This is a genomic window from Metabacillus litoralis (assembly GCF_003667825.1).
Taxonomy (GTDB): domain Bacteria; phylum Bacillota; class Bacilli; order Bacillales; family Bacillaceae; genus Metabacillus; species Metabacillus litoralis_B.
The window spans coordinates 2105000-2127897 of record NZ_CP033043.1 but is presented as its reverse complement, the minus strand read 5'-3'; the positions used below and the strand labels follow the sequence as shown (position 1 = coordinate 2127897).

General features: G+C 33.7%; 30 protein-coding genes. 22 read left to right on the top strand and 8 right to left on the bottom strand.

Translation table 11 applies throughout. The features are described from left to right. Window positions 1–96: 96 nt before the first annotated feature. From D9842_RS25865 to D9842_RS10415, 4 genes are all read left to right on the top strand, one after another. The gene (locus D9842_RS25865; RefSeq protein ID WP_162987397.1) at window positions 97–237 is read left to right on the top strand and encodes a hypothetical protein; all 141 of its coding nucleotides are present in this window, start codon (window positions 97–99) and stop codon (window positions 235–237) included. Between the two features lie 125 nt (window positions 238–362). Continuing rightward, entirely contained in the window at window positions 363–500 is a 138-nt protein-coding gene (locus D9842_RS10425; protein WP_162987396.1) for a hypothetical protein, read from the top strand. Between the two features lie 120 nt (window positions 501–620). Then, the gene (locus D9842_RS10420; protein ID WP_162987395.1) at window positions 621–1247 is read left to right on the top strand and encodes a phosphatase PAP2 family protein; all 627 of its coding nucleotides are present in this window, start codon (window positions 621–623) and stop codon (window positions 1245–1247) included. 67 nt (window positions 1248–1314) lie between these two features. Further along, window positions 1315–1626, top strand: a complete 312-nt coding sequence (locus D9842_RS10415) for a YodL domain-containing protein (RefSeq protein WP_121662471.1) — start codon at window positions 1315–1317, stop codon at window positions 1624–1626. A 37-nt stretch (window positions 1627–1663) separates the two neighbouring features. Here the strand turns inward: D9842_RS10415 and D9842_RS25860 are convergent, their stop codons facing one another. Together D9842_RS25860 and D9842_RS25855 are read right to left on the bottom strand one after the other, a co-directional pair. After that, window positions 1664–1804: a hypothetical protein gene (locus tag D9842_RS25860; RefSeq protein ID WP_162987394.1), complete on the bottom strand. Its 141-nt coding sequence runs from the start codon at window positions 1802–1804 to the stop codon at window positions 1664–1666. A gap of 14 nt (window positions 1805–1818) precedes the next feature. Then, entirely contained in the window at window positions 1819–1956 is a 138-nt protein-coding gene (locus D9842_RS25855; protein WP_162987393.1) for a hypothetical protein, read from the bottom strand. 197 nt (window positions 1957–2153) lie between these two features. On the opposite strand from D9842_RS25855, the gene deoD reads away from it, so the two are divergent. From deoD to D9842_RS10400, 3 genes are all read left to right on the top strand, one after another. After that, window positions 2154–2864, top strand: a complete 711-nt coding sequence (gene deoD / locus D9842_RS10410) for a purine-nucleoside phosphorylase (RefSeq protein ID WP_121662470.1) — start codon at window positions 2154–2156, stop codon at window positions 2862–2864. Between the two features lie 385 nt (window positions 2865–3249). Beyond that, window positions 3250–4032, top strand: coding sequence for a M15 family metallopeptidase (locus D9842_RS10405; protein WP_121662469.1), 783 nt, complete (start codon window positions 3250–3252; stop codon window positions 4030–4032). Between the two features lie 11 nt (window positions 4033–4043). Then, window positions 4044–4562, top strand: a complete 519-nt coding sequence (locus D9842_RS10400; protein WP_121662468.1) for a mismatch-specific DNA-glycosylase — start codon at window positions 4044–4046, stop codon at window positions 4560–4562. 42 nt (window positions 4563–4604) lie between these two features. On the opposite strand, the gene D9842_RS10395 is transcribed toward D9842_RS10400, so the two are convergent. The 3 genes from D9842_RS10395 to D9842_RS10385 form a co-directional block, all read right to left on the bottom strand. After that, a complete protein-coding gene (locus D9842_RS10395) occupies window positions 4605–4859 on the bottom strand; it encodes a hypothetical protein (protein WP_121662467.1) in 255 nt (84 codons plus the stop codon). A gap of 83 nt (window positions 4860–4942) precedes the next feature. Continuing rightward, a complete protein-coding gene (locus D9842_RS10390) occupies window positions 4943–5650 on the bottom strand; it encodes a class I SAM-dependent methyltransferase (protein ID WP_121662466.1) in 708 nt (235 codons plus the stop codon). A gap of 59 nt (window positions 5651–5709) precedes the next feature. Beyond that, window positions 5710–5982 (bottom strand): hypothetical protein, encoded by a 273-nt coding sequence (locus D9842_RS10385; protein ID WP_121662465.1) that lies wholly within the window; start codon window positions 5980–5982, stop codon window positions 5710–5712. Between the two features lie 417 nt (window positions 5983–6399). Here D9842_RS10385 and D9842_RS10380 point away from each other — a divergent pair, with 417 nt between their 5' ends. Further along, window positions 6400–7788, top strand: coding sequence for a S41 family peptidase (locus D9842_RS10380; protein ID WP_121662464.1), 1389 nt, complete (start codon window positions 6400–6402; stop codon window positions 7786–7788). 164 nt (window positions 7789–7952) lie between these two features. Next, on the top strand, window positions 7953–8552 hold the full coding sequence (gene wrbA / locus D9842_RS10375; protein ID WP_121662463.1) for an NAD(P)H:quinone oxidoreductase: 600 nt from the start codon (window positions 7953–7955) through the stop codon (window positions 8550–8552). A 49-nt stretch (window positions 8553–8601) separates the two neighbouring features. On the opposite strand, the gene D9842_RS10370 is transcribed toward wrbA, so the two are convergent. After that, window positions 8602–9225 carry a nitroreductase family protein gene (locus D9842_RS10370; protein ID WP_121662462.1) on the bottom strand — a complete coding sequence of 208 codons (624 nt, stop codon included), beginning with the start codon at window positions 9223–9225 and terminating at the stop codon, window positions 8602–8604. 144 nt (window positions 9226–9369) lie between these two features. Between D9842_RS10370 and D9842_RS10365 the strand changes: the two genes are divergently transcribed. The 3 genes from D9842_RS10365 to D9842_RS10355 all read left to right on the top strand — a co-directional run bounded on the left by D9842_RS10365 (window position 9370) and on the right by D9842_RS10355 (window position 10799). Then, window positions 9370–9696: a winged helix-turn-helix transcriptional regulator gene (locus tag D9842_RS10365; protein WP_121662461.1), complete on the top strand. Its 327-nt coding sequence runs from the start codon at window positions 9370–9372 to the stop codon at window positions 9694–9696. Window positions 9697–9698: 2 nt separating this feature from the next. Further along, window positions 9699–10436 carry an SDR family oxidoreductase gene (locus D9842_RS10360; protein WP_121662460.1) on the top strand — a complete coding sequence of 246 codons (738 nt, stop codon included), beginning with the start codon at window positions 9699–9701 and terminating at the stop codon, window positions 10434–10436. A gap of 153 nt (window positions 10437–10589) precedes the next feature. Beyond that, the gene (locus tag D9842_RS10355) at window positions 10590–10799 is read left to right on the top strand and encodes a hypothetical protein (RefSeq protein ID WP_098799808.1); all 210 of its coding nucleotides are present in this window, start codon (window positions 10590–10592) and stop codon (window positions 10797–10799) included. A gap of 41 nt (window positions 10800–10840) precedes the next feature. Here the strand turns inward: D9842_RS10355 and D9842_RS10350 are convergent, their stop codons facing one another. After that, window positions 10841–11335, bottom strand: coding sequence for an Hsp20/alpha crystallin family protein (locus tag D9842_RS10350; RefSeq protein ID WP_121662459.1), 495 nt, complete (start codon window positions 11333–11335; stop codon window positions 10841–10843). Between the two features lie 187 nt (window positions 11336–11522). On the opposite strand from D9842_RS10350, the gene rarD reads away from it, so the two are divergent. From rarD to bshB2, 4 genes are read left to right on the top strand one after another with little or no spacing between them, the layout of a single operon-like run. Next, window positions 11523–12464, top strand: coding sequence for an EamA family transporter RarD (gene rarD, locus D9842_RS10345; protein ID WP_121665029.1), 942 nt, complete (start codon window positions 11523–11525; stop codon window positions 12462–12464). A 20-nt stretch (window positions 12465–12484) separates the two neighbouring features. Then, the gene (locus D9842_RS10340) at window positions 12485–12757 is read left to right on the top strand and encodes a hypothetical protein (protein ID WP_121662458.1); all 273 of its coding nucleotides are present in this window, start codon (window positions 12485–12487) and stop codon (window positions 12755–12757) included. Between the two features lie 11 nt (window positions 12758–12768). After that, window positions 12769–13119, top strand: coding sequence for a YojF family protein (locus D9842_RS10335; protein WP_121662457.1), 351 nt, complete (start codon window positions 12769–12771; stop codon window positions 13117–13119). Between the two features lie 26 nt (window positions 13120–13145). Next, entirely contained in the window at window positions 13146–13811 is a 666-nt protein-coding gene (bshB2, locus tag D9842_RS10330) for a bacillithiol biosynthesis deacetylase BshB2 (protein ID WP_121662456.1), read from the top strand. A 40-nt stretch (window positions 13812–13851) separates the two neighbouring features. On the opposite strand, the gene D9842_RS10325 is transcribed toward bshB2, so the two are convergent. Further along, the gene (locus tag D9842_RS10325) at window positions 13852–15213 is read right to left on the bottom strand and encodes an MATE family efflux transporter (protein WP_121662455.1); all 1362 of its coding nucleotides are present in this window, start codon (window positions 15211–15213) and stop codon (window positions 13852–13854) included. 295 nt (window positions 15214–15508) lie between these two features. Here D9842_RS10325 and cdaS point away from each other — a divergent pair, with 295 nt between their 5' ends. From cdaS to D9842_RS10295, 6 genes are all read left to right on the top strand, one after another. Next, the gene (cdaS, locus tag D9842_RS10320) at window positions 15509–16135 is read left to right on the top strand and encodes a sporulation-specific diadenylate cyclase CdaS (RefSeq protein WP_121662454.1); all 627 of its coding nucleotides are present in this window, start codon (window positions 15509–15511) and stop codon (window positions 16133–16135) included. 83 nt (window positions 16136–16218) lie between these two features. Beyond that, window positions 16219–17427, top strand: coding sequence for an MFS transporter (locus tag D9842_RS10315; protein WP_121665028.1), 1209 nt, complete (start codon window positions 16219–16221; stop codon window positions 17425–17427). Between the two features lie 240 nt (window positions 17428–17667). Continuing rightward, a complete protein-coding gene (locus D9842_RS10310) occupies window positions 17668–18714 on the top strand; it encodes a C40 family peptidase (protein WP_121662453.1) in 1047 nt (348 codons plus the stop codon). 126 nt (window positions 18715–18840) lie between these two features. Next, window positions 18841–19434 carry a superoxide dismutase family protein gene (locus D9842_RS10305; RefSeq protein WP_257536028.1) on the top strand — a complete coding sequence of 198 codons (594 nt, stop codon included), beginning with the start codon at window positions 18841–18843 and terminating at the stop codon, window positions 19432–19434. 171 nt (window positions 19435–19605) lie between these two features. Next, window positions 19606–20493 (top strand): AAA family ATPase, encoded by an 888-nt coding sequence (locus D9842_RS10300; RefSeq protein WP_121662452.1) that lies wholly within the window; start codon window positions 19606–19608, stop codon window positions 20491–20493. A 10-nt stretch (window positions 20494–20503) separates the two neighbouring features. After that, the gene (locus tag D9842_RS10295) at window positions 20504–22423 is read left to right on the top strand and encodes a vWA domain-containing protein (protein WP_121662451.1); all 1920 of its coding nucleotides are present in this window, start codon (window positions 20504–20506) and stop codon (window positions 22421–22423) included. Window positions 22424–22898: the final 475 nt, after the last annotated feature.

The following is a 22898-nucleotide window of genomic DNA, read 5'->3' as shown; positions in this document are numbered from 1 at the left end:
TTCTTTACAAATTCCGGGAAGGGCTAGGTGCCTGAATGAAAATCTCCATTTTAGCTAAACTAAAGATTGTGACACATTCTTTTTTGGAGGTACAACATGTCTAAGAAGAAAAACACACCATCATCAGAGGTAGATCAAAAGAAGCTTGTGGATGATAAGGCGAAGAAACTTAGAGAAAATGGCTTTGAAGATGATCATATTCGAAGAGTAACCTTAAATGGTGCCGATGGTCAATAAAATTTCCCCTCTTTATGAGGGGAGTTGACCTATGGTTATAGGAGTCCCCTAATTAACATGTGAATGTTTTTAATGAAGAAAGAGAAACTAACTCTGAATTAACTTTACTGAGTGAGGTGAGCGTCTTGTCTAAAAAACATCATAATAGTCCTGAACAAAAGGCCATAATGGCTCATAGAGATACAGAAACAGCAGAGGAATATGCTTATAAACAGAAGCCAGCACCCGGTCACCGCGAACAATCAAAGCATAAAAAGGTATAATCATCTATTTTTTATAATAGATTATAATTATAGAAAAAGACCGATACGTTCATAGTCGGTCTTTTTTACTTGATAGAATGTTTCCCTTTAAAGAAGTAAAAGGATTTGGAGGTAAGTGGTGTGAACTGGTTTGTAATTGCTGCATGTTTTATTTTTGTAACCTGTGCATCTGTTTATTCAACTGATTTTTTTTACAACGTAGATGTAAGTGTTACTCTTTTTTTTGAGAAATTACGCTTACCATTCTTAACAGACGTATTTTTGGTCATTACCGAACTGGGATCATTAAAGTTTTATTTACCACTATGTCTTGTTATTGGACTATATTTTTTATTTAAGCGAAAAATAGTTGGAGTCATTTTTTTATTTGTGACGCTTTACAGTGTTAGGCAGCTTAATTATCAATTAAAAGAGGTATTCTCGCGGGAACGACCATCGTTTGACGCCGTTTATGAAGCATCTCATTATAGCTTCCCTAGTGGACATGCTATGAATTCAGCAGCCATTTATGGATTTATTTGCTTTTTATTGGTATTTTACATAATAAAAGAACATAAAAAAAGAATGACAGCAGCTGTTATGACAGCTGTACTAGTATTTTTAATCGGTGTTAGTAGAATGTATTTAGGTGTTCATTATCTAACAGACGTATTAGCAGGTTGGAGTGTAGGTTTTATTTGGTTGGTTATTTTGTCTACAATATTTGCTAAAATCCATCAATTTATCGACAAAAATAGAAGGTATTAGATAAAGGAATTCCCCTCTTAATAGCTAATTATAATAGTATGAAATGGATTCGTAGAGGGGGAGAAATATGGTCTATTCCTTGTTAGTAAGAAAACGTACTTTATCTTTTGATATTACCATTTTCCAAACTCCAAGTTTTGGAGAGAAAAAAGGGTACAAAGATGTTTATCGGCTTATTCTTGAAGGAAATAACCACAAGGATGTTTTAGAAAAAGTATTTCAAACTTTTAATGTGGCGGATCGCATGCCTACAGATTATGATGCAAGGTATTTAAGCACAGGTGATATTGTTTTAATTGATGAGGGAAAAAAGGGGCAAACTTATTACAAGCTTTATCCACAAGGATGGCAGATTATCAACCGAATACATGTGAGATAAAAGCTGACAGAAACTTAATTCTGTCAGCTTTTTAATATTAAATATGATGACCAGGACCATTTTTACGTTTATCTGAAGTATGTTCTTTTGAATGAGCTGTTTCCTCAGCTGCAATCACTTCAGGGGGAATGTGATTATTTTTCTTAGGTGTATTTCTGTTTCGATGCTTTTTACCCATGATAACCCACCTCCTTAAATCTCATTAGATCTATTTGTCGCATGTGTTTTTTTCTTTTTAGCGTTCTTGGATTCATGAGGCTGAGTTCCATTTCGGGAACCTGGGTTTGTTTCATTTGCATGTTGTACGGCTTGTTCGAGTTTCTTTTTCATGCGAAATTACCTCCCTAAACTGTTTACTTTTATATCATGTCCATATCGGCTCACGATAAAGCTGACAAAATTTGTTTTGCATGAAAGGTTGAAGGAAGATTAATGTTAATTAATGTTTCCTATAATTTTTTAAAAATTTCATGTAATATGGTATAGTAAATTTACTCTTTGTACTATTAGAATTGGAGGTTTTATAAATGAGTGTACATATTGGAGCAAAAGAAAATGAAATAGCAGAAACGGTCCTCTTACCAGGTGATCCACTACGTGCTAAGTATATAGCAGAAACATTTTTAGAAGATGTATCTTGTTATAATGAAGTTAGGGGGATGCTTGGTTTTACTGGTACATATAAAGGTGAGCGTATTTCAGTACAAGGTACAGGGATGGGAGTCCCATCTATTTCAATATACATAAATGAACTTATGAACAGTTATGGCGTTCAAAACCTTATTAGAGTAGGTACATGCGGTGCCATTCAAAAGGATGTTAAGGTAAGAGATGTTATTTTAGCAATGAGTGCTTCAACAGATTCACAAATGAATCGCTTAACGTTTGGTGGAGTTGATTATGCGCCGACTGCTAATTTTGAGCTACTTAAAAAAGCGTATGATACTGGTCTTGAAAAAGGACTTAATCTTAAAGTTGGAAACATCTTTACAGCTGATATGTTTTATAATGATAACGCTGAACTTGAGAAATGGGCTAGATATGGCATACTTGCAATTGAAATGGAGTCTGCAGCATTGTATACATTAGCAGCAAAATTTGGTCGTAAAGCATTATCAGTTCTAACAGTTAGCGACCATATCTTAACTGGAGAAGAAACAACTGCTGAGGAACGTCAAACTACCTTTAATGATATGATTGTTGTTGCTTTAGATGCTGCAATAAAAAAAGAAATGTAATACTTAGTAATAGGAACCGCATTTAGATTTTATGCGGTTTTTATATTTATTTTAATTGAGTTAATTTCATAATTATGACTCTTAAATCAAAAAACGGACATTTTTCTCACCTTGAACATGTTAATAATCAATACACGGATAAAAACATTAATAAATGTGAAATTCATACGTTTTTTGGTAACAAATGATACCTTATGAAATTGATTCAATTATTACCTATTTTCCTATAAAGTAAAAAGTCTTGGTTTTTTTGTCGATAATAAAAAAATTTATATGTTTTAAGGAATAAGAGATGCGGAAATGATGTGATTAAGTGCTTTTTATCACATCATAAAGAAAAACGTGATGAATCGCCTATTATTGAATGATTAGATAGGGTGATCAAATGTTTTATCTAAAACTAACTCTTACATTTCTTTTTCTTTTTATGCTAACAGCCTGTTCCGTTATTTCAGGTGGATTATCCTTTAGTGGAGAACAAATTGGCAATTATATAAAAGGTAATACTGTACAAACAAATGAACTTTTATTAGAGTCTAAATTCTTTAATGAAGTCAAACAAGTAGATGGTAACATCGAAATAGAAAACCCTGACAATATTCTTGCTTTAGTAAATAAAACTTATGGTCTTCCTGCTGGTTACGAACCAAATGATTTGACAGTACCTAATGTTGAATTTTCGTTTGGTGATGAAGATGTACCTAAAAAATATTTACGTAAAGTGGCAGCAGATGCTTTGGAGGAACTTTTTGAGTATGCCAAAGAGGAACAAATTGAATTATTCGCAGTATCTGGTTATCGCTCTTACTCAAGGCAACAAGGAATTTTTAATGTGGAAAAAGAGCAAAGTGGCGAAGAGCATGCTTTAGAAGCTGTTGCTTTACCTGGAAAAAGTGAACATCAAACAGGTTTAGCAATGGATATTACAAGCAGAAGTGTAGACTTACAGATCACTCAAGATTTTGGTGAAACAAAAGAAGGAAAGTGGTTGCGTGACAATGCACATCGAGCTGGGTTTATTATCCGATATCCGCAAAACAAAGAAGTGGTTACTGAATATCAATATGAACCATGGCATATTCGATATGTTGGAAAAGAAAAGGCAACATATATCTATGAAAATAAATTAACATTAGAGGAGTACTTTAAAAAGGTAAGAAAAATATAGTTGGTGAGTATATGGAAAAAGACTTAGATAAACTCTCTAAAGGGTTAGATATTCTTTTTATAGGCTATAACCCTAGCTTAGTTTCTGGTGAAGTTGGTCATAATTATGCAAATAAAAATAATCGTTTTTGGAAAATTCTTCATGAAGCTGGATTAACAGATCGATTATACCTCCCTGAAGAAGATAGTTCCTTACTTAAGATGGGGTATGGATTTACAAATATTGTGGCTAGACCAACAAGAGCAGCAGATGAAATTACCCGAGAGGAATATCAAGAAGGAAGAGAAATTCTGAAGGAGAAGATATCATTTTATAAGCCAAAGATTGCCTTTTTTGTCGGCAAAGGTGTGTATCTTCAGTACAGTCAAAGTAAAAAGGCCGATTGGGGAAGACAAGATAAGAGTATGGTTGAAGGTGTTATAGATTATGTCGCACCCTCATCAAGCGGCTTAGTTCGAATGAAGATCTCTGATATCATATTAATCTATAAGGGTGTTAAGGATTTATTAGATTGCCCTAATAAAATTTAATCAACTAAAAAAGGAGAGCATAAGCTCCCCTTTTTAGATGGTTTACCACCATAAAAGTCCAGCCAAAGCAATACCGGTAATAAAGCCAATACCGATTCCATAAGCAGGGCCAAAGCCCCAGCCACCGCCATAAAATCCATATCCAAATTCGCCTCTACCACGGACCATAGGTTGAATAAAAACCCTATTCGGTGTAACACGGTGGATTTTTCCCACGTGTACACGTCCATTTCTATCATTAATTCTCACAACTTTTCCAGTATAACGACAACATAAATTATAATAATGCTGTGACAAAAAAATCCCTCCTTATCAGTTGTCTCAATATGATATGTCCTGAGAACAAGGAGGGATTGTACTTATATCCATAAGAAATTCATTTATTTCTTACGTGCAAAGAAAATTCGGTATGAAAGTTTATCTTGATATTTTACTGTAATATGCTCATGCATTGAAAGTATGTTAAAGGTTTTTTCCGGAATATGATCATTAAAGTGAAATTCTGTAGTAGGTTCTTCATGAGAAGGGAAGGTAAAGTCTTTTTCAGAGAGTATCTTGTAGGTCATTAGATTATAATTAGCAAATTGATCTTTCCATTCTTCAATGGAAAAAATAGACGGAAAGCCATAAAATGAAGAAATTTCCTCCAATTCCTCATTTGAAAGTAATTCATTTCGAATCATTTCGATCGCTATAACAATCCCATTTGGTTTTAATACTCTTTCTATTTCGGGAAGTGTTTCGCTAAGTGGTGTGAAGTTTAATACAGACTCACACATAACGATATCATAACTTTCATTTGGTTCTTTTATGTTTGATAAATCTTGATGTAGATATGGAATATCTATTTCCAAAGTGGCATTTCTTTTTTTTGCGTGCTCAATCATAACTGAATCTTTATCTAGTCCTTTTACTTCGTATCCTAACTGATATAGGTAACTTGAGCTTTGACCTGTACCACAGCCAGCATCAAGAATCTTAGAAGTAATCGGAAATTGCTCTTTTTCGAATATAGACTTTGTTAATAAAAGGCCACCAGGATGAGCGCCACCAACTCCTAACACAGAAAGCATTTGTAAATAATTCACACACCCAACCCCCACTATAGTTTCTACCTAATAGTATTCAGAAACTTATGGACTGGTGATTAGACACATGATAATAAGTGATGTTTTTCAAACAGTACGTCTAATTTTGGTTTTAACATTTTAAGAATTTCAATTCTATAAATATATCCAAGTGCCCTTTTTACATGTAATGTATGGATAAAATGATCGATTCTATCATTAATATAGCTAGAAACTTGGTTTTGATAAAAAAACACCTTATTTTTGATTTTACAATCAATTTCCTTTGCTAATGATATTGAAAAATGAATTAAGTCAAAATCTGTTTTTCCGATGTAGTCTGCTAATTGCATATGAATACCTCCTTGCATTTACATCCGTGTAATAAACTTTACAATAAATTAATAAAAAAGTATCGTGGTTTTTGTCGAATACAGAAAAATGTTTAAAAGTACTGATTTTTAGGAACTTTATGAAGGACATGTTTATACTGTGCAACTTTAATTTGTTGCTTAAAAAGATGTATTTAAAAATATATGTTATGACAAGCATTAGTCTTGACAATAATTTTTAAACGTAAATAAATTGTAAATTTTGTGTAAATGAATGAAGCGAATAAAGGAATGCCTAAAAGAAGTGCCTATATTAGCAGGGGAAGCATGAAAAAAGTGGTCCTACGACATAGAAACTCTTCTTTCCTTCAAAATAATTGACGTATTCTTGTACCTTAGACATAATAAGTACATACATAAAGGTGGTGCAGATAAGCAGTGAAGAATAGTAAATTACTTATTTCAGTTATCGTGACAGCAATCATTACAGCAGGAATTACCTATAATGTTGTACAACCTCGGGAAAGTGTTTCAAGTAATCCAGATGATCCCTTTTCGAAATTGCGGTCTACATACGATATTTTACAATCAAATTATTACAAAGATGTTGACACCAATAAGTTAGTAGAAGGTGCCATCAAAGGAATGGTTGATTCACTAGAGGACCCATACTCTGTATACATGGATGTTGAAGAAGCAAAAAGCTTTAGTGAAAACATTTCATCATCGTTTGAAGGTATTGGTGCTGAAATCCAAGAAAGCAATGGAAGCATTATGATCGTTTCACCAATAAAAGGATCTCCCGCAGAAGAAGTTGGATTAAAACCAAAAGATGTCATTCTTAAAGTAAATGACGAATCAGTTGAAGGTCTTTCAGTTAATGAGGCTGTTTTGAAGATAAGAGGAGAAAAAGGAACAAAAGTTAACCTCTTGGTACAACGAGCTGGTGTTGGTGAATTAACATTTTCGATTACACGAGACACAATTCCTCTAGAAACAGTTTATTATGAGGTAATAGAAGACAATATTGGTAAAATACAAATTACAAAGTTCTCTGAAACAACAGGTGAAGAACTTTCTAATGCATTAAAAGAACTACAAAGCAAAAATGTAAAGGGTCTAGTATTAGATTTGCGTCAAAACCCTGGCGGATTGATGGACCAAGCTCTTTTAATGTCTGATTTGTTTGTAGATAAAGGTGAAAATATTTTACAAGTCGAAGATCGGACAGGCGCAAAAGAAGTATATAAAGCAGAAAACGATAAAGTAGTTAATTTACCAGTAACAGTTATTATAGATGGTGGGACAGCAAGTGCAGGAGAAATTATGGCGGCTGCTCTTCATCAGTCTGCTGGAATTCCTTTAGTTGGAGAAAAAACGTTTGGCAAGGGAACTGTACAAACAGCAAAAGCATTTGATGATTCTTCATCTGTTAAATATACAACTGCAAAATGGTTAACACCTGATGGATCTTGGATTCATGAAAAGGGAATTGAGCCAACTGTAAAAGCGGAACTTCCGGCATATGCAAATCTCCCTTATATAAATCCGGATAATGTACTAAAATTAGGCGATTCAACAGCTGAGGTTAATGCAGCACAACAAATGTTAAAAGCACTTGGCTATACCGACATAAGTGAAAAAGGTTATTTTGATGAAAACACAGAAAAGGTCGTAAAACAATTCCAAGAAGACCAAGGCCTAACTGTTGACGGGAAAATAACAAAAGATACAACAATAAAATTAATTGAATTAATTCAAAACAAAATAAAAGATAACGACACTCAACTTGAAAAAGCAATTTCTGTATTAAAAGAACAACTTTAAGATAAGAAAGCAGCGCTCCTAAAGAAGCGTTGCTTTTCTTATTTTATCAAAAACATGATTATAATTTATAAATTGTGGTAAAGAATGTGTAAGAACGAAATATACTAAAGGTTGTTTTATACATACCTCAAGTTATTATTCCAAAGAAAAAGGAGCGATGATGAATGTCAAACGTTAAACTAGCAATCATTTATTACAGTTCAACAGGTACGAATTATAAGCTAGCACAATGGGCAGAGCAAGGCGCAAAAGAAACTGGAGCAGAAGTAAAGGTTCTAAAAGTTCCTGAGCTTGCTCCAAAAGAAGCGATTGAATCGAATCAAGCGTGGAAAAATCATTTAGAGGAAACTAAAAATGTACCTGAAGTAAAACTCGATGATCTAGAGTGGGCGGATGCGATTATCTTCAGCGTGCCAACACGTTTTGGGAATGTACCAGCTCAAATGAAGCAGTTCCTCGACACAACAGGTGGTCTTTGGTTTAATGGAAAGCTTGTTAATAAAGTTGTAAGTGCGATGAGTTCGGCAAACAACCTTCATGGCGGCCAGGAACAGACAATTTTAAGTTTATATACAACAATGTATCATTGGGGAGCAATTGTAGCTGCTCCGGGATATGCAGATCCTGTGACATTTGCTGCTGGAGGGAATCCATATGGCACTAGTGTAACAGTTGATTCAGATGGGAATATGAAAGAAGATGTGGAAGAAGCCGTTAAATTTCAGGCAAAACGAACAATATCAATTGCAGAAAAATTGAAATAGAAAGAATATAAGGGTGTCTCAGATTTAACGGGACACCCTATGTCTTTTGTTACAACCAAGTTGTTACAGTCTCAACATCTAAACGATTGCTTTTATGAGCTGGTTTAGCTGCCTGTCCAAGCGTGATTAACATAATCGGAACATATCTTTCAGAGATGGAAAATTCCTCAATGAATTGATCCTTGTTAAAACCACCGATAGCACAAGAGTCAAATCCTTTAGCTTTAGCGGCAAGTATAAGTTGCATCGCTGCTAAGGATGCGTTTGAAAATGCTGCATCTCTTGCAAATTCTTTATTTTCATATGCTCGGTTAATTTGTCCTGCTAGTGTTTCTTTAATTTCGGATGTCATATAGCCAGCATCAACGAGCGGATCATATACTGTATCTGTGTTAAGATTTGCTTCAAGATCACCTAATAATGCAACAACAGCAGATGATTCTACTATTTGGTTTTGATTATAGGCAATTGGTAATAGCTTTTGTTTAGATTCATCTGAATGAAAAACAGAGAAATGCCAATGTTGTAAGTTCCAGGCTGATGGAGCTTTAGTTGCTAATGTTAAAATCTCTGTTAGTTCTTCTTTTGTTATTTTCTTGTTTGGGTTATAGTGACGAACTGATGCCCGATTATTAATAACTGTTTTTACATCGTCTACGTAATCTGTATTCATGAGAAACCCTCCTAAGTTGAATTCATGTATCGCATGTTTTATACTAAAAGTAATAAACTAACTTTTAGTAAGTGTTTACTCATAAAACATATCTTAATTGAAGTGTTAAAATGAGTCAAGAGATACGAAGCAAGGAGTGATCACTTGAAAATCAATCTTTGTCCAAAAATGGAATCTGCATTTAGGGTTTTGGGAAAACGTTGGATTGGCATTATCATTCATGTTTTATTAGATGGACCAAAACGGTTTAAAGACTTAACTGATATTATCCCTAGTATTAGTCAAAAGATGTTATCTGAACGACTTAAGGAACTGGAAAATGAAGGTCTTTTAAAAAGAGTTGTTATCGACGATACTCCAGTAAAAGTGATATACGAGTTAACGGAAAAAGGGAAAGACCTAGAGGGAGTGATTAATGAAATAGGAATCTGGGCCAATAAACATTGTTTTGAACAAAAGGAGGACAATTAGGGATGAAAAAAACTGTGATTGTCACTGGTGGTGCAAACGGAATTGGCAAGGAACTTGTCCTGCAATATTCAGCGAAAGGGTATAATGTTGTGATTGCAGACATAGACGAGCAAGCTGGTTTGGATTTAGAACAAACTTGTAAAGAACAAGGATTGGAGGCCACATTTATAAGAACAGATGTATCAATTGTGGCTAATCTTGAAAATTTAATAGAGCAAGCAGTAGCAAAATATCTTACAGTAAATATTTTAATTAACAATGCTGGACTTTCTAAATGGATTTCACCATATGACATTTCTGTAGAAGAATGGGATAAGATGATTCATACTAATTTACGGAGTGTTATGTTTGCTTCAAGAGAAGCTGCAAAAGTGATGAAAATGAACAAAGGTGGAAAAATTGTTAATATAGCTTCAACAAGAGCACTTATGTCTGAAGCAAATTCTGAGGCATATGCTGCAACAAAAGGCGGGATTGTTGCCCTTACACATGCATTGGCGACTTCTTTTAGTTCAGATAATATTCAAGTGAATGCTATTTCTCCAGGGTGGATTGAAACGGGAGACTATCAAGCGCTTCGCGAATTAGATCATGCTCAACATTTATCAAATAGAGTCGGAAAACCATCTGATATAGCAAAGGCTTGTTTTTATTTAACATCTGAAGACAATGATTTTGTAACTGGTACTAACCTTGTTGTAGATGGTGGAATGACAAAAAAGATGATGTATGAGGAATAACATATTAAGCAGCAACTCGACATCAATTATTTACGGAACACCTAAAACCAAAAAATATATGTCATTTACCTAATAAAGTGGGTGTAAGCCCACTCCAATACCCCTCTGAATGAATATGAAGTAGTGTAGGTATAATTTAGAGGAGGTAAAAAAATGGCACCATATATGATGCGTAATGATTTTCGTAGACCTTATCCGGGTGGGAGATTTTTCTGGGGAGGTCCTTTTGTTGGAGGTTTATTAGGTGGGTTAGTTGGAAGTGCGATCTTTAGACCAAGACCACCATTCTATGGATATCCTTATGGTGGATATGGATACGGTTATGGTTATGGAACTCCTTATGGCGGTTATCCTTTCTATTAATGAGAAAAAACTACCTGCTTAAAGTAGGTAGTTTTTTCTTATTAATATGAAATATCAATTTCAGAAATATTACTTTCATCTAATCGAATAAATTGAATCTCAAGGTAATCATCTAAAAATCGAGCTCGAGTTCCTTTTCTCTTAACAGGGCTTGGCAACATGTATTTTGATTGCTCATTTTCTTTAGGGTAGTTTATAAGAATAAGCTGATGATTTGTATGTTGTAATTTTAAATTCTTGTTATCTTTGTTTGGCATGGGGAGCTTTACATAAACAAAATCATTTGTTTCAAAGATTTCCGGCTGGGGTTTCACTTGCGTCTCACTTTTTGAAAAATCTCCTTGAAAAGGAAATCCTGAAGGATCGTTACCTGTCATATTACCTTGAAAAGGAAATCCTTGTGTAAAATCCCCACTAAAAACATTTTTCATAACATTTTGGATATAGGATTCGACGTCTTTTGGGTTCATCTTGTTTAAATGCTTCATAAAACCGGATTGGTCAAATGGAAATTGTTTATTATTCCAAGGAAACATATCTTCACTTCCTTTACACCTGATTTGATATTATAGAGTATGCAGGGGAAGGGAAATAGGTTAGAAAGCTAATATGTTGTGAGACAGCTTCTAACAAGTTTATAATGAGTCTTAGGTGGAAAAGGAATAGTGTGTACTTTGAGATCGGAGATTGATTGAGAGAGGCAAAAGAATCGAGGTAAACGAAATGAATACAACAGAAGAAAATACATACAAGAAAGGGCTCTTTTACACAGCTTTTTCTTATATCCTCTGGGGGATATTACCTCTATATTGGAAAATGATTAACAATGTTTCACCTGAAGAAATTTTAGCACACAGAATCTTCTGGTCATTCATTTTTATGATTGCGTTGCTCACTTTTACGAAAGAATGGAAAAATGTAAAAGATGTAAGTAAAAGAATGATTAAAAATCCCGGATTGATTGTTTTACTAGTTGTTTCATCATTGTTAATTAGTATCAATTGGTTTGTGTATATTTGGTCCGTAAATAATGATCATTTAATTGAGGCAAGCTTAGGTTATTATATAAACCCGTTAATAAGTGTTTTACTTGGAATGCTGTTTTTTAAAGAAAAGCTAAATTTATGGCAGAAACTATCTTTCATAATTGCTGCAGTTGGTGTTTTAATTATGACCTTCCATTATGGGCAAATTCCATTTGTTGCGGTTACACTAGCGTTAAGTTTTGGATTGTACGGTTTAACCAAAAAAATAACAAAACTAAGCTCAGGAATCGGGCTTACTTTTGAAACAATGGCTGTTACTCCAATCGCGGTAATTTATTTAATCATGCTTGCTACTCAGGGAGAACTTGAATTTCTATCTTTTCATGTAACAACAAATTTACTTTTAATTGGAGCTGGTATTGCAACAGCAGTTCCTTTGCTACTTTTTGCAAGTGGAGCACAGAGAATTCCGCTGTTTATGGTTGGTGTTTTACAATACATAGCTCCTACAATTACCTTAATTATAGGTATTGTCTTGTATGAAGAACCATTTACAAAAATTGAAGTGATGACATTCTCATGTATTTGGACAGCTTTACTGTTCTTTACGTTATCAAATTCTAAATCCTTTAAAAAAGCAGAATTTAAGCTGAAAAATCGGAAATCACTGGGGATGTAAACTTTGAGTGGAGGTTTATATTGGAAACGAATGCTTTATTACATGCATACCGGCAGTTATGGACAAATCGTAAATTGCCGATTGAAAGAAATGAAACTGAGACGCTGATGGATGCTATCACAGTAGAATTGCTAGATGAAATGACTCATCCGCGTCTTCGTAAAAATATTCATCTAAAATTTCATTCTTCGGTTAAAAGAATAATCTCTTCTTCACTAAATCAAGACCAAAAACTAGGTCTAATCGAAATACATCTTAAAGTGATGGAAGACTTAACAAAAAATCCTACTTAGGGGGCAAACTTATGAAAAGAATTGTACCAGAAGATGTACAAGCATATTTAGATACATTTCTAAACAAATCAGTATATATTCATTTAGAAACAACTACTGGCTCTTATTCGGCACATAAAGATGAAAAAAGTATGACAGTTGTTGCGTTTATTCGAAATGCAAAAGTAAAATATCAGCATGCTAAAATTACAGGTAATGGTCCATATCGAATTGGATTGAAATTAGATGAAGGCTGGATCTATGCTGAAGGTTTAACAGATTGGGTGTATAACGATCATAACCAATTGTTAACTGCGGGGCATAATTCAGAGGGACAGTTAGCCATATCATTTCAAATAAGTGAAAAACCGTTTCATAATTAATAAGATCGGCAAAAGGAGTGTATTTAATGAGAGAACATGTTCTAGTAATCTTACCACATCCTGATGATGAAGCCTTTGGAGTAGCTGGGTTAATCGCGCAGAAAAGAAAAGCAGGAATTCCTGTTACATATGCATGTGGAACGTTAGGTGAAATGGGTAGGAATATGGGAAACCCTCTATTTGCCAACCGTGAGACATTGCCAGAAATAAGAAAAAAAGAATTAATGGATGCTTGTGCCGCTATGGATATTCAAGATTTGCGAATGCTCGGGCTGCGTGATAAAACACTTGAATTTGAAGATGATGAACAGTTAGCAGATCTTTTTGAGACAATTATTGATGAAGTTAAACCAACATTAATTGTAACCTTTTATCCGGGTCATGGTGTTCATCCCGATCATGATGCTTGTGGGGCAGGAGTTATTCGGGCATTACGCCGTAAACCTATTGAAAAACGACCAATAACGTATTGTATGGCAATTACGAAAAATCGTTTCGAAGTAATTGGGGAGCCTGATGTACAAATAAACATTACAGATGTAGCAGATATTAAATTAAATGCTTTAAAAGCTCACCGTTCTCAAACAGAAGGTATGTTAAAAGCAATGGAAGAAAAGTTCCTTAACAAAGATCCAGAAGTTATGCATTGGTTTGAAAATGAAGTCTATTATACGTATAAGTGGAATGATTAAGAGAAAAACCCCCAAAGTTGAACTTTGAGGGTTTTTCTTGTTATGAATTGCTTAAAGAAGCTTCGTTTCTACGTTGAATAAAAAATAACCTTGCTGAAAGACCTACAGCACCTGCTGCCAGACCTGATATTAGGCCGATCCAGTAGCCAAATGCGTCAAGGGAGGTATATGTTGCTAAAAGATATCCTACGGGTAATCCAATGACCCAATATGATATTAGAGCCATAATAAATGTAACATTCACATCTTTATAACCTCTAAGAACTCCTTGTATTGGTGCTGCTATTGCATCAGAAAGTTGGAAGAAAATTGCGTAAATTAAAAAGTCTTGTGTTAGTTTTAAGACAGCAGAATCTTCTGTGTAAATTGATGCAACTTCAGGTCTAAAGAAATAAATAAGTGCAGCTGACAAAATGGATAAAAAGATAGCCATGCTAATACCTAAATAACTATATTGTTTAGCATCTCTAATACGTTTCGCCCCAACCTCATGTCCCACAACAATTGTAAGGGCCATTGAAATACTAAGCGGTATCATATAAAGAAATGAGGCAAAATTTATTGCCGCTTGATGTGAGGCGATAGTAATTGTATTATATTGACTCATTAAAAGAGTAACAGCAGCAAAAATACTTGTTTCAAAGAAAATAGATAAACCGATTGGAACACCAATTACTAAAATTTCCATCCATGCTTTTAACGAAACAGAATAAAACGTTTTAAAAATACCATATTTTTTAAAAGGGGATTGCCTCATAACAATGATCACTGCTATTGCTGTGATACACCAATATGTAATAGCTGATGCAATACCTGCACCAATTCCACCTAGTTTAGGGAAGCCTAGTTTACCAAAGATAAATAAGTAATTAAATACAAAGTTAATTGGTAAAGAACAAAGCGTAACGAACATAGTTACCCTTGTATATCCTAGTGCATCAATAAAACATCTTAATACAGCGTAAATAAATAAAGGTAAGATGCCAAGTGACAACGAAATAAGGTACCATTTTGCAATATGTGAAACAGGTTTATCTAACCCCATATTTTGCAATATCGGATCTAAAACAATAACACCAAGTATAGTAACTATGATTGAAATCACAATACTAACGTATATTCCTTGTACAACCATATATGGTACATCTTTTGTCTTTTTTGCACCTACTAACTGAGCAACAATTGGTGTAATTGAAAGTAAAATTCCACTTAATCCTGTGTAAACAGGTACCCAAAGGCTTGAACCAATTGCAACGCCGGCAAGGTCGTTTGGATGAACTTTACCTGACATTGTTGTGTCAAAAAAGTTCATAGCATAAAGTCCAAGCTGAGTAACAAGAATGGGAAATAAAATGCTCGAAAAATAATTAAGCTTTTCCCGTTTTAAACTGTTATTTTTCATTTATACATCCTCATTTCTACTTAATACCTTGAGAATTATATCATGAAAAATTCGTGGTATGTTACTTTGGTTGATTATCAGATTTTCTTGATTCACCTTTAAACATCTGATAATAAAAAAATCCTAATGAAATAACACCAAGAATGCTAAATGTATACTGTAAAATTTTATGAGTAATCATGTAAACGCCTCCTATTATTAGTATGGTTTTTCAATTGGAAAAAATACACATGAACTTAGTCAACATAAGTTTTTTATCAATGAAAAGACTAAAGAAAAGGAGGCTTGATTACATATGCAAAATGAAAACAACACGTTTTCTTCTATTAAAAATCATATTTCTTTTCAACTTGAACAAATTATTGAAGAAGCCGAGAAAATGCAATTATCTATAGGAGAAAAGGAGTATTGTTTATTATGTGAACTCGCCCAAATAAGGGATCGATTTAATGAAATACAATCAACAGCGTCTTTTTTCTATTTAAAGGCATATATTGCGGAATTTACGAGTCAGTACATAGAAATTGCTAAGGCAATTCAAAATCTATCTGAACGACGACATGGTGCACTAATTGTTGTAGAGCGACATCAAAATGTAGATCATCTAATTCAAGAGGGAATACAATTAAATGCAACCTTATCAAACAGACTAATTGAAAGCATCTTTTATCCTGGTAATCCCCTTCATGATGGTGCTGTTTTGATTAAAGGAGACTATATGATCTCAGCTGCAAATGTGTTGCCCCTATCTTCACAAGACTTTGGCCAAGAAAAGGTTGGGACAAGGCATCGCGCAGCTATTGGGTTATCTGAAATAACAGATGCTTTAATATTAATTGTTTCTGAAGAAACAGGGAAAATGTCATTTGCTCTTGAGGGAACATTATATCCAATTAGTACTCCTGATTCGAATCTCCAATAAAGTATTTATTTCGTATAGCGAAATAAAAATATCGGTGTTATAGTTTAATTATTAGGTGAATTTTATTGGAAGAAGCTGAGAAGATGTGGAAGAATAAAAATGTTTGGATTTTGTTGGTTGGAGAACTTGTTGCTGGTCTTGGTTTATGGCTGGGAATTATCGGAAATTTAGAATTTATGCAGAAATATGTTCCTTCAGATTTTATGAAATCAATGATTTTGTTTATAGGATTACTTGCAGGGGTTATGGTTGGACCACTTGCTGGTAGAGTGATTGACAGTTACTCAAAAAAGAAAGTTCTAATTTATGCAGGATTTGGAAGAACTTTAAGTGTATTATTCATGTTTTTAGCATTAGAGTTCGAATCGATTATCTTAATGATTTGTTTTATGATCAGCATTCAAATTAGCGCAGCCTTTTATTTTCCAGCGTTACAGTCTGTCATACCTTTAATAGTAGAAGAGAATGATTACATTCAAATGAATGGGGTTCATATGAATGTATCAACAATCTCACGTGTCGCAGGGACAGCTCTTGGTGGAATTTTATTAGTTGTTATGGATATTAGTTTTCTTTATATAGGATCAATGATTGCTTATATTGTGATATTAGCTACAACATACTTATTATCATTCGAAGAACCCGAATCAAATAAAGTAAAGGGTACTAAATCAGGGAGTTTTACTGAGATAATACCAGTTTTGAAACGTACACCGGTTGCTATGATGGCACTTGTGTTGACATTTGTTCCTGTCTTGTTTCTTGGCGGCTTTAACTTAATGGTAATTAATATAAGTGAAACACAAGGAGATGCTGCGATTAAAGGTCTTCTTTATACTGCAGAAGGTGTTTCATTTATGATCGGTGCTTTCTTTGTCAAACGAATAACACATCTTGTAGAGCCAATTACATTAATGTTTATTTTCTCCTTTGTTATATCTTTGGCTCACCTTTCATTATTCTTTAGTGATGTGAAAATAATGTCGCTTATTTCTTTTGGGATTTTTGGCTTTGCAGTTGGTTGCTTTTTCCCGATTGCAGCGACTATCTTTCAAACAAAAATTGATAAAGAATATCACGGGCGTTTCTTTTCGTTTCGAAACATGTTTGATCGCATTATGTTTCAAGTAGTTTTATTAGGTACTGGATTATTTCTTGATACAATTGGTCTAAAATATATGGTAATTGTATTTGGTTTGATTTCATTAGTGGCAGTATTCACTTTTGGTGTGCAGTATTTTAAAATTGGGGCAAATAAGAGATTACTAGATAATCATAAAAAAGTAGTTTAATAATAGGTCGTAGGCCGGGAATCAATACGGCCTTTTTTATTTGTATAATTTACTAACTATAAATTAAGCTTCTTCTTCTTAAAAGAAATGATTGTCTATACGTGTAATGTTTTGTATGATAAAAATAAAAGTTTTGTTTCTTTTTTCCTGTTTTACTGTAAATCTACTATTCAATGAAATATTTGGTCATTTATTGTTGTTAATCTATCAATTTATAAGACCTAGGAGGTACCTTTAAAGATGAAGTATAAGATATTAGGGTTAACAGCAACAGCTGTAGTTAGCTCCTCATTATTTGTAACTATGGCAGAAGCCGAAAGCATTAATGTAAAGAGTAACGACACTCTATGGGGATTATCCCGCCAATATAATACGACAGTGGATCAACTAAAAAAAGCTAATGGGCTAACAACTGATGTTCTTAGGATAGGACAAACACTTCAGGTTCCCGGGACAAAATCTTCTAATGAAACTACTACCCCAGAACCAGTCAAATCAGTTTCAAAAACTGTTAGTAATGTAACATACATAGTTAAGGGCGGTGATTCCTTATGGGTAATTGCCAGATCATATAATACAACAGTTTCAGAATTGAAGAAAGCAAATAATTTGAATAGTGATGTTATTTATGTTGGGCAAAAGCTACTCATAAAACAGGAAACAACACAAACTAATCAAACCAAACAAGAAGAAGAAAAAAAGAGTGAACCAACAAAACAGCAAGTTATATCAAATCCAAATACATCTACATATACTGTTTCTTCTGGTGATTCTTTATGGAAAATCGCCAATAAATTTAACATAACGATTGCCGAGCTAAAAGTATTAAATAATATTAAGTCAGATGTGATTATTGTTGGACAAGTTTTGAAGGTGTCTGGAGATGCTACTATTGACAATAGCACTGAAAAAACAGCACCTCAAAATCAAAACAATAAGGTTGAAACAATGTTAACAGAGGCAAAGTCACTTTTAGGAGTACCATATCGTTGGGCAGGTAATACTCCTAGTGGTTTTGATTGTAGCGGTTTTATTTATTATGTATTAAATAAGGTTACTTCCGTTTCTCGCCTTAGCACTGCAGGGTATTGGGATATGATGAAAGCAATAAATGAACCTTCTAGAGGTGATTTTGTTTTCTTTACTACATATAAAGAAGGTCCATCACATATGGGAATATATTTAGGGGATAATCAATTTATCCACGCTAGTAGTTCAGGTGTAAGTATATCCAGCTTAAATAACTCTTATTGGAAACAACGTTACTTAGGAGCTAAGCGATTTTAATGAAAAAAGAACCGAACTGGTTCTTTTTTTTTTTGGCTCTATTAACTTAGGAAAACCTTCAGCGTTTATTTCTTTAGAACCTGGCAACAATGATTAATAAGCACAATTATCTAGGAGGGGCTTACGTTGAAAGGATTATCTATCGTTTTTATATCACTTATGACTTTATCCATTTTTATTGTCTTAGTAACAGAAAGAAATACTAATAACAACACTCATACTAAAAAGGAGTCAATTACAGCCTCTGAGCCTGAATTAAATCAGCAAAAAGTAGAATTAATCAATCAAAAAGGAAAAAATGTAGGAAATATCATTCTAAACGAAACAGCAGAAGGTGTAACCATTCGGTTAATTGGACAAAATCTACCACCAGGCAAGCATGCTTTTCATATCCATTCAATAGGAATCTGTGAAAAACCAACTTTCGCATCTGCTGGCAATCACCTTAGCTTCTCAAATCATGAACATGGCTTTGATAATCCTAAAGGACAACATGAGGGAGATCTACCAAATATTGAAGTTGGTGCAGATGGGAAGATTGATATTGAGCTTCTTGCATCTTCTGTAACATTAAAAAAAGGAGAACAGTTCTCTCTTTTGGATAAAGATGGAAGTTCCTTTATTATTCATGAAAAACCAGATGATTATGTAACAGATCCATCCGGAAATGCAGGGGATAGAATTATCTGCGGATCACTAAATACCAACAAAAGCATATAACTAAGAAAAAGCTACCTACATTCTTTAAAAGGGTAGCTTTTCGTTTTTAATTAAAAGAGTTAAGACTTTTAATTATTTCTTTTCTTTGAATCTCAATATACTTTTTAGTATACTCATGGTTGATATAAAACCGTATCAACTTAACTTTATATAGATGAAAGAAGGCGTACAATGAATAATTTACAAGCTTATCCACTACCGGTAGAAATTAAAGAGAGAATTCAAAACAGATCATTAAAACCAAAAGATGAAGAAGACGCTTTATTAATTGGAAAAAGTGGTTATACTCCATCAGATGAATCGATTCTACTAGATGCAATGATCGCTCTTGCTCTTGGTAAAAATGTCTTATTAAAGGGTCCAACTGGTTCTGGGAAAACAAAGTTGGCAGAAACATTATCATCTTTGTTTAATCAACCTATGCATAGTGTGAACTGTTCTGTTGATATGGATGCTGAAGCTCTTTTAGGCTTCAAAACAATTGAAAATCGAAATGGTGAAACATCCATTGAATTCGTTTCAGGTCCTGTTGTAAAGGCAATGAAAAAAGGCCATTTATTATATATAGACGAAATAAATATGGCAAAGCCAGAAACATTACCGATATTAAATGGTGTGCTAGATTACCGGAGAATGATTACAAATCCATTTACGGGTGAAGTGATCCGTGCAGATGAAGATTTCGGTGTTATTGCGGCTATTAATGAGGGATATGTGGGAACAGTTCCCTTAAATGAAGCACTCAAAAATCGCTTTGTTGTTATTGAAGTACCATATATCCAAGGGAAAGAGCTAAAAATAGTTTTAGAGAATCAATCACAGCTGTCTGATCAACGTTTATTAGAAACGTTTACTAGTCTTTCTTCAGATCTACTAACTCTCGTAAAAAATGGGCAGGTTTCAGAAGAGGCGGCATCGATTCGTGCACTTATTGATACATGTGATTTAGCTTGCTATATGCCACCAAACCGTGCTGTAGAAAGAGGGATTGTTAATAAGCTCGAAGATGAAAGAGAAAAATCCGCCATTCGAAATCTAGCAGAAACGTTATTCGAGTGAGGGGATAAAATTGAGATTTATAAAATTTAATGATCAACAGGTAGATTCTTTTTTATTTATGGCTTTATCAGATTTAGCGAAGGGCTTAACGAAAAATCCAGACATTGAGGTTGATTACAGCGTTCAGTCATATCTAGATCCATTTGAAAAAAAAGTATATGTTAGTCATTTCTGGGATCACCGTGAGAAGGAAGAAACAGAACTAGCGTTAAAAAGCGATATTTATCTTAGAAGCATTGGTAATTATTATTATACAGATTTTAAAGAATTAGGTGTTTTTATTGAAAAGACTCAAAAATTAAAGCTAAAGAGCTTTGCAAAGCAATTATGCATGCTTTTGGAGGACCTTCGATTAGAGGAAAAATGCAGAAGAGAAAGACGCGGTACGAAAAAAGCGTTTAATATTCGAAGAGAGCTTTATCGTAAACATTTCCAAAGTCAGTTAATTATTCATCAAGAGCGAAGTATGTTAACGGATGCGCTTTTTAATAGTATCTATTTAACACTAACAGCACAATCCACAATCGAGTCAATCCCATCTTTATCTGAGAGTATTGACAGATCGATTCCTTATATTGAGTCAAAGCTTTTTCAAGTGTTTGAAGTAGCCTCTACTAAGCAGGTTATTGATATTGTCTTAGAAATTGTTGATGTTTTAGAGGAAATATTGGAAAAAGATATGCTAAATACCTATTTTTACTTAGCGGAACTACCTTACAATACCATTCTGTCTAGCAGCCTATATGATGAATTAAAAAGAAAATCTAAATTAAAAAACAAAGATGCGTTAGAGAATGCTAAGCAAGGTGATGAAGATGTACATGGTGACAAATTACCAACATGGCATAGTGAAACAAGCAAGCCTACAAAAAGTTTTCTTCAATTCGATTTAGAACAAGGAACAAATACGACGATAAATGGAGACGGTGCTGTACGTGAGGGAGAAGACGGTGACCAGGCTCTAGCGATGGTTCAAGGAACTTCGAAAAAAGCAAAAAGAAATGATTACTCCAAAATGAAAGCATTGGAGAATCAAAAAGAAGATCGAGCTAGTAGCGGGGATGCATCGTATGGTAAAGAAAATAAATATGCTGTACCTGTGTTTCAAGAAGCTAAGACTCCAACAATATCAGATATTGAGCAATATCAAAAAGATCGAATGGATATTCAAGTGTATCAAAATAAGCTGAAGCTAATGATTCAAAAAACATTGGAGCATAAAAGAACAATGCCAAGGTCTGATCTTCAAATTGGAAGACTAAACAAAAAACTACTCCGAATTATAACAGATGACAATCCGAAGCTATTTTATAAAAAACAGGAAAAATCTCCTGATATTGATGCTGTTTTTACTCTATTAGTTGATTGTTCTGCATCCATGTTCGATAAAATGGATCAATCAAAGCTTGGAATTATCTTATTTCATGAAACGTTAAAATCAGTAAGAGTCCCACATAAAATTGTTGGATTTTGGGAGGACACGAACGAATCGACAAAAACACGCCAGCCAAATCATTTCTATGAGGTAATCTCTTTTGAGACCTCTTTAAATCAGCAGTCAGGACCTGAAATTATGCAACTCTCACCAGAAGAAGATAATCGTGATGGATATGCTATAAGACATATGACAGAACAACTAATGAAGAAAAATGAAAAACAAAAATTTCTCCTTGTTTTTTCAGATGGTGAGCCCGCTGCAACAGGTTATGAACGGAATGGGATCATTGATACACATGAAGCGGTTTTAGAGGCTAGAAAAATGGGTATAGAAGTAATCAATGTATTTTTGTCAAATGGCAAAGTTAATGAAGCAACACAAAAAACAATACAAAATATTTATGGGAAATATAGTGTGTTTGTCGATAAAATTGAAGAGCTCCCAGAGCAATTATATCCGCTTCTTAAGAGATTGTTATTAAAAATGTTATAAAAGGATAAAGGTTGACCAAAACGACATGTCTGTAAGATTATTTGTAAAAATGCTGAAAGAAGAATAAGTATCTCTCTGTTATTAACACTAACTGAAAATCCATATTGTGACAAAGTTTGCAAAATAGTAAAAACCTCTAATTTATTTATAAAATAGAGGTTTTTATTAAAATTACATGAAGAAAATTAGCCTAAAAAAGTAGGGAAGACACTAATAATCATTCAAAATAAACATAAATTTCATTAATACTAAAAAAATTTAATTAATTTACATTAAAATAATAAAAATTGTACTTTTTTCCATGGTATATGTTGTATGATGGAGTAAAGATAGTGATATATTTGTTGGATAATTCCAATTATTCCGAACAATTAGACGGTCTAAGGAAATCCACAAGAAAAAAGATACATTTTTTTTCGATTTTTCTATTAACTATCTTGGAATGTGAAGGTAGCAATGTTAAAATAGTATTGGA

Bases quoted from the DNA above. Each gene is read 5' to 3' on its own strand.
- D9842_RS10385 (WP_121662465.1), bottom strand. From the start codon at position 5,982: ATGCAATTAGCAGACTACATCGGAAAAACAGATTTTGACTTAATTCAT.
- bshB2 (WP_121662456.1), top strand. From the start codon at position 13,146: ATGAGAGAACATGTTCTAGTAATCTTACCACATCCTGATGATGAAGCC.
- deoD (WP_121662470.1), top strand. From the start codon at position 2,154: ATGAGTGTACATATTGGAGCAAAAGAAAATGAAATAGCAGAAACGGTC.
- D9842_RS10300 (WP_121662452.1), top strand. From the start codon at position 19,606: ATGAATAATTTACAAGCTTATCCACTACCGGTAGAAATTAAAGAGAGA.
- D9842_RS10350 (WP_121662459.1), bottom strand. From the start codon at position 11,335: ATGTTTCCTTGGAATAATAAACAATTTCCATTTGACCAATCCGGTTTT.
- D9842_RS10360 (WP_121662460.1), top strand. From the start codon at position 9,699: ATGAAAAAAACTGTGATTGTCACTGGTGGTGCAAACGGAATTGGCAAG.
- D9842_RS10370 (WP_121662462.1), bottom strand. From the start codon at position 9,225: ATGAATACAGATTACGTAGACGATGTAAAAACAGTTATTAATAATCGG.
- rarD (WP_121665029.1), top strand. From the start codon at position 11,523: ATGAATACAACAGAAGAAAATACATACAAGAAAGGGCTCTTTTACACA.
- D9842_RS10355 (WP_098799808.1), top strand. From the start codon at position 10,590: ATGGCACCATATATGATGCGTAATGATTTTCGTAGACCTTATCCGGGT.
- D9842_RS25855 (WP_162987393.1), bottom strand. From the start codon at position 1,956: ATGAAAAAGAAACTCGAACAAGCCGTACAACATGCAAATGAAACAAAC.
- D9842_RS10310 (WP_121662453.1), top strand. From the start codon at position 17,668: ATGAAGTATAAGATATTAGGGTTAACAGCAACAGCTGTAGTTAGCTCC.
- cdaS (WP_121662454.1), top strand. From the start codon at position 15,509: ATGCAAAATGAAAACAACACGTTTTCTTCTATTAAAAATCATATTTCT.
- D9842_RS10405 (WP_121662469.1), top strand. From the start codon at position 3,250: ATGTTTTATCTAAAACTAACTCTTACATTTCTTTTTCTTTTTATGCTA.
- D9842_RS10315 (WP_121665028.1), top strand. From the start codon at position 16,219: ATGTGGAAGAATAAAAATGTTTGGATTTTGTTGGTTGGAGAACTTGTT.
- D9842_RS10415 (WP_121662471.1), top strand. From the start codon at position 1,315: ATGGTCTATTCCTTGTTAGTAAGAAAACGTACTTTATCTTTTGATATT.
- D9842_RS10335 (WP_121662457.1), top strand. From the start codon at position 12,769: ATGAAAAGAATTGTACCAGAAGATGTACAAGCATATTTAGATACATTT.
- wrbA (WP_121662463.1), top strand. From the start codon at position 7,953: ATGTCAAACGTTAAACTAGCAATCATTTATTACAGTTCAACAGGTACG.
- D9842_RS25865 (WP_162987397.1), top strand. From the start codon at position 97: ATGTCTAAGAAGAAAAACACACCATCATCAGAGGTAGATCAAAAGAAG.
- D9842_RS10400 (WP_121662468.1), top strand. From the start codon at position 4,044: ATGGAAAAAGACTTAGATAAACTCTCTAAAGGGTTAGATATTCTTTTT.
- D9842_RS25860 (WP_162987394.1), bottom strand. From the start codon at position 1,804: ATGGGTAAAAAGCATCGAAACAGAAATACACCTAAGAAAAATAATCAC.
- D9842_RS10325 (WP_121662455.1), bottom strand. From the start codon at position 15,213: ATGAAAAATAACAGTTTAAAACGGGAAAAGCTTAATTATTTTTCGAGC.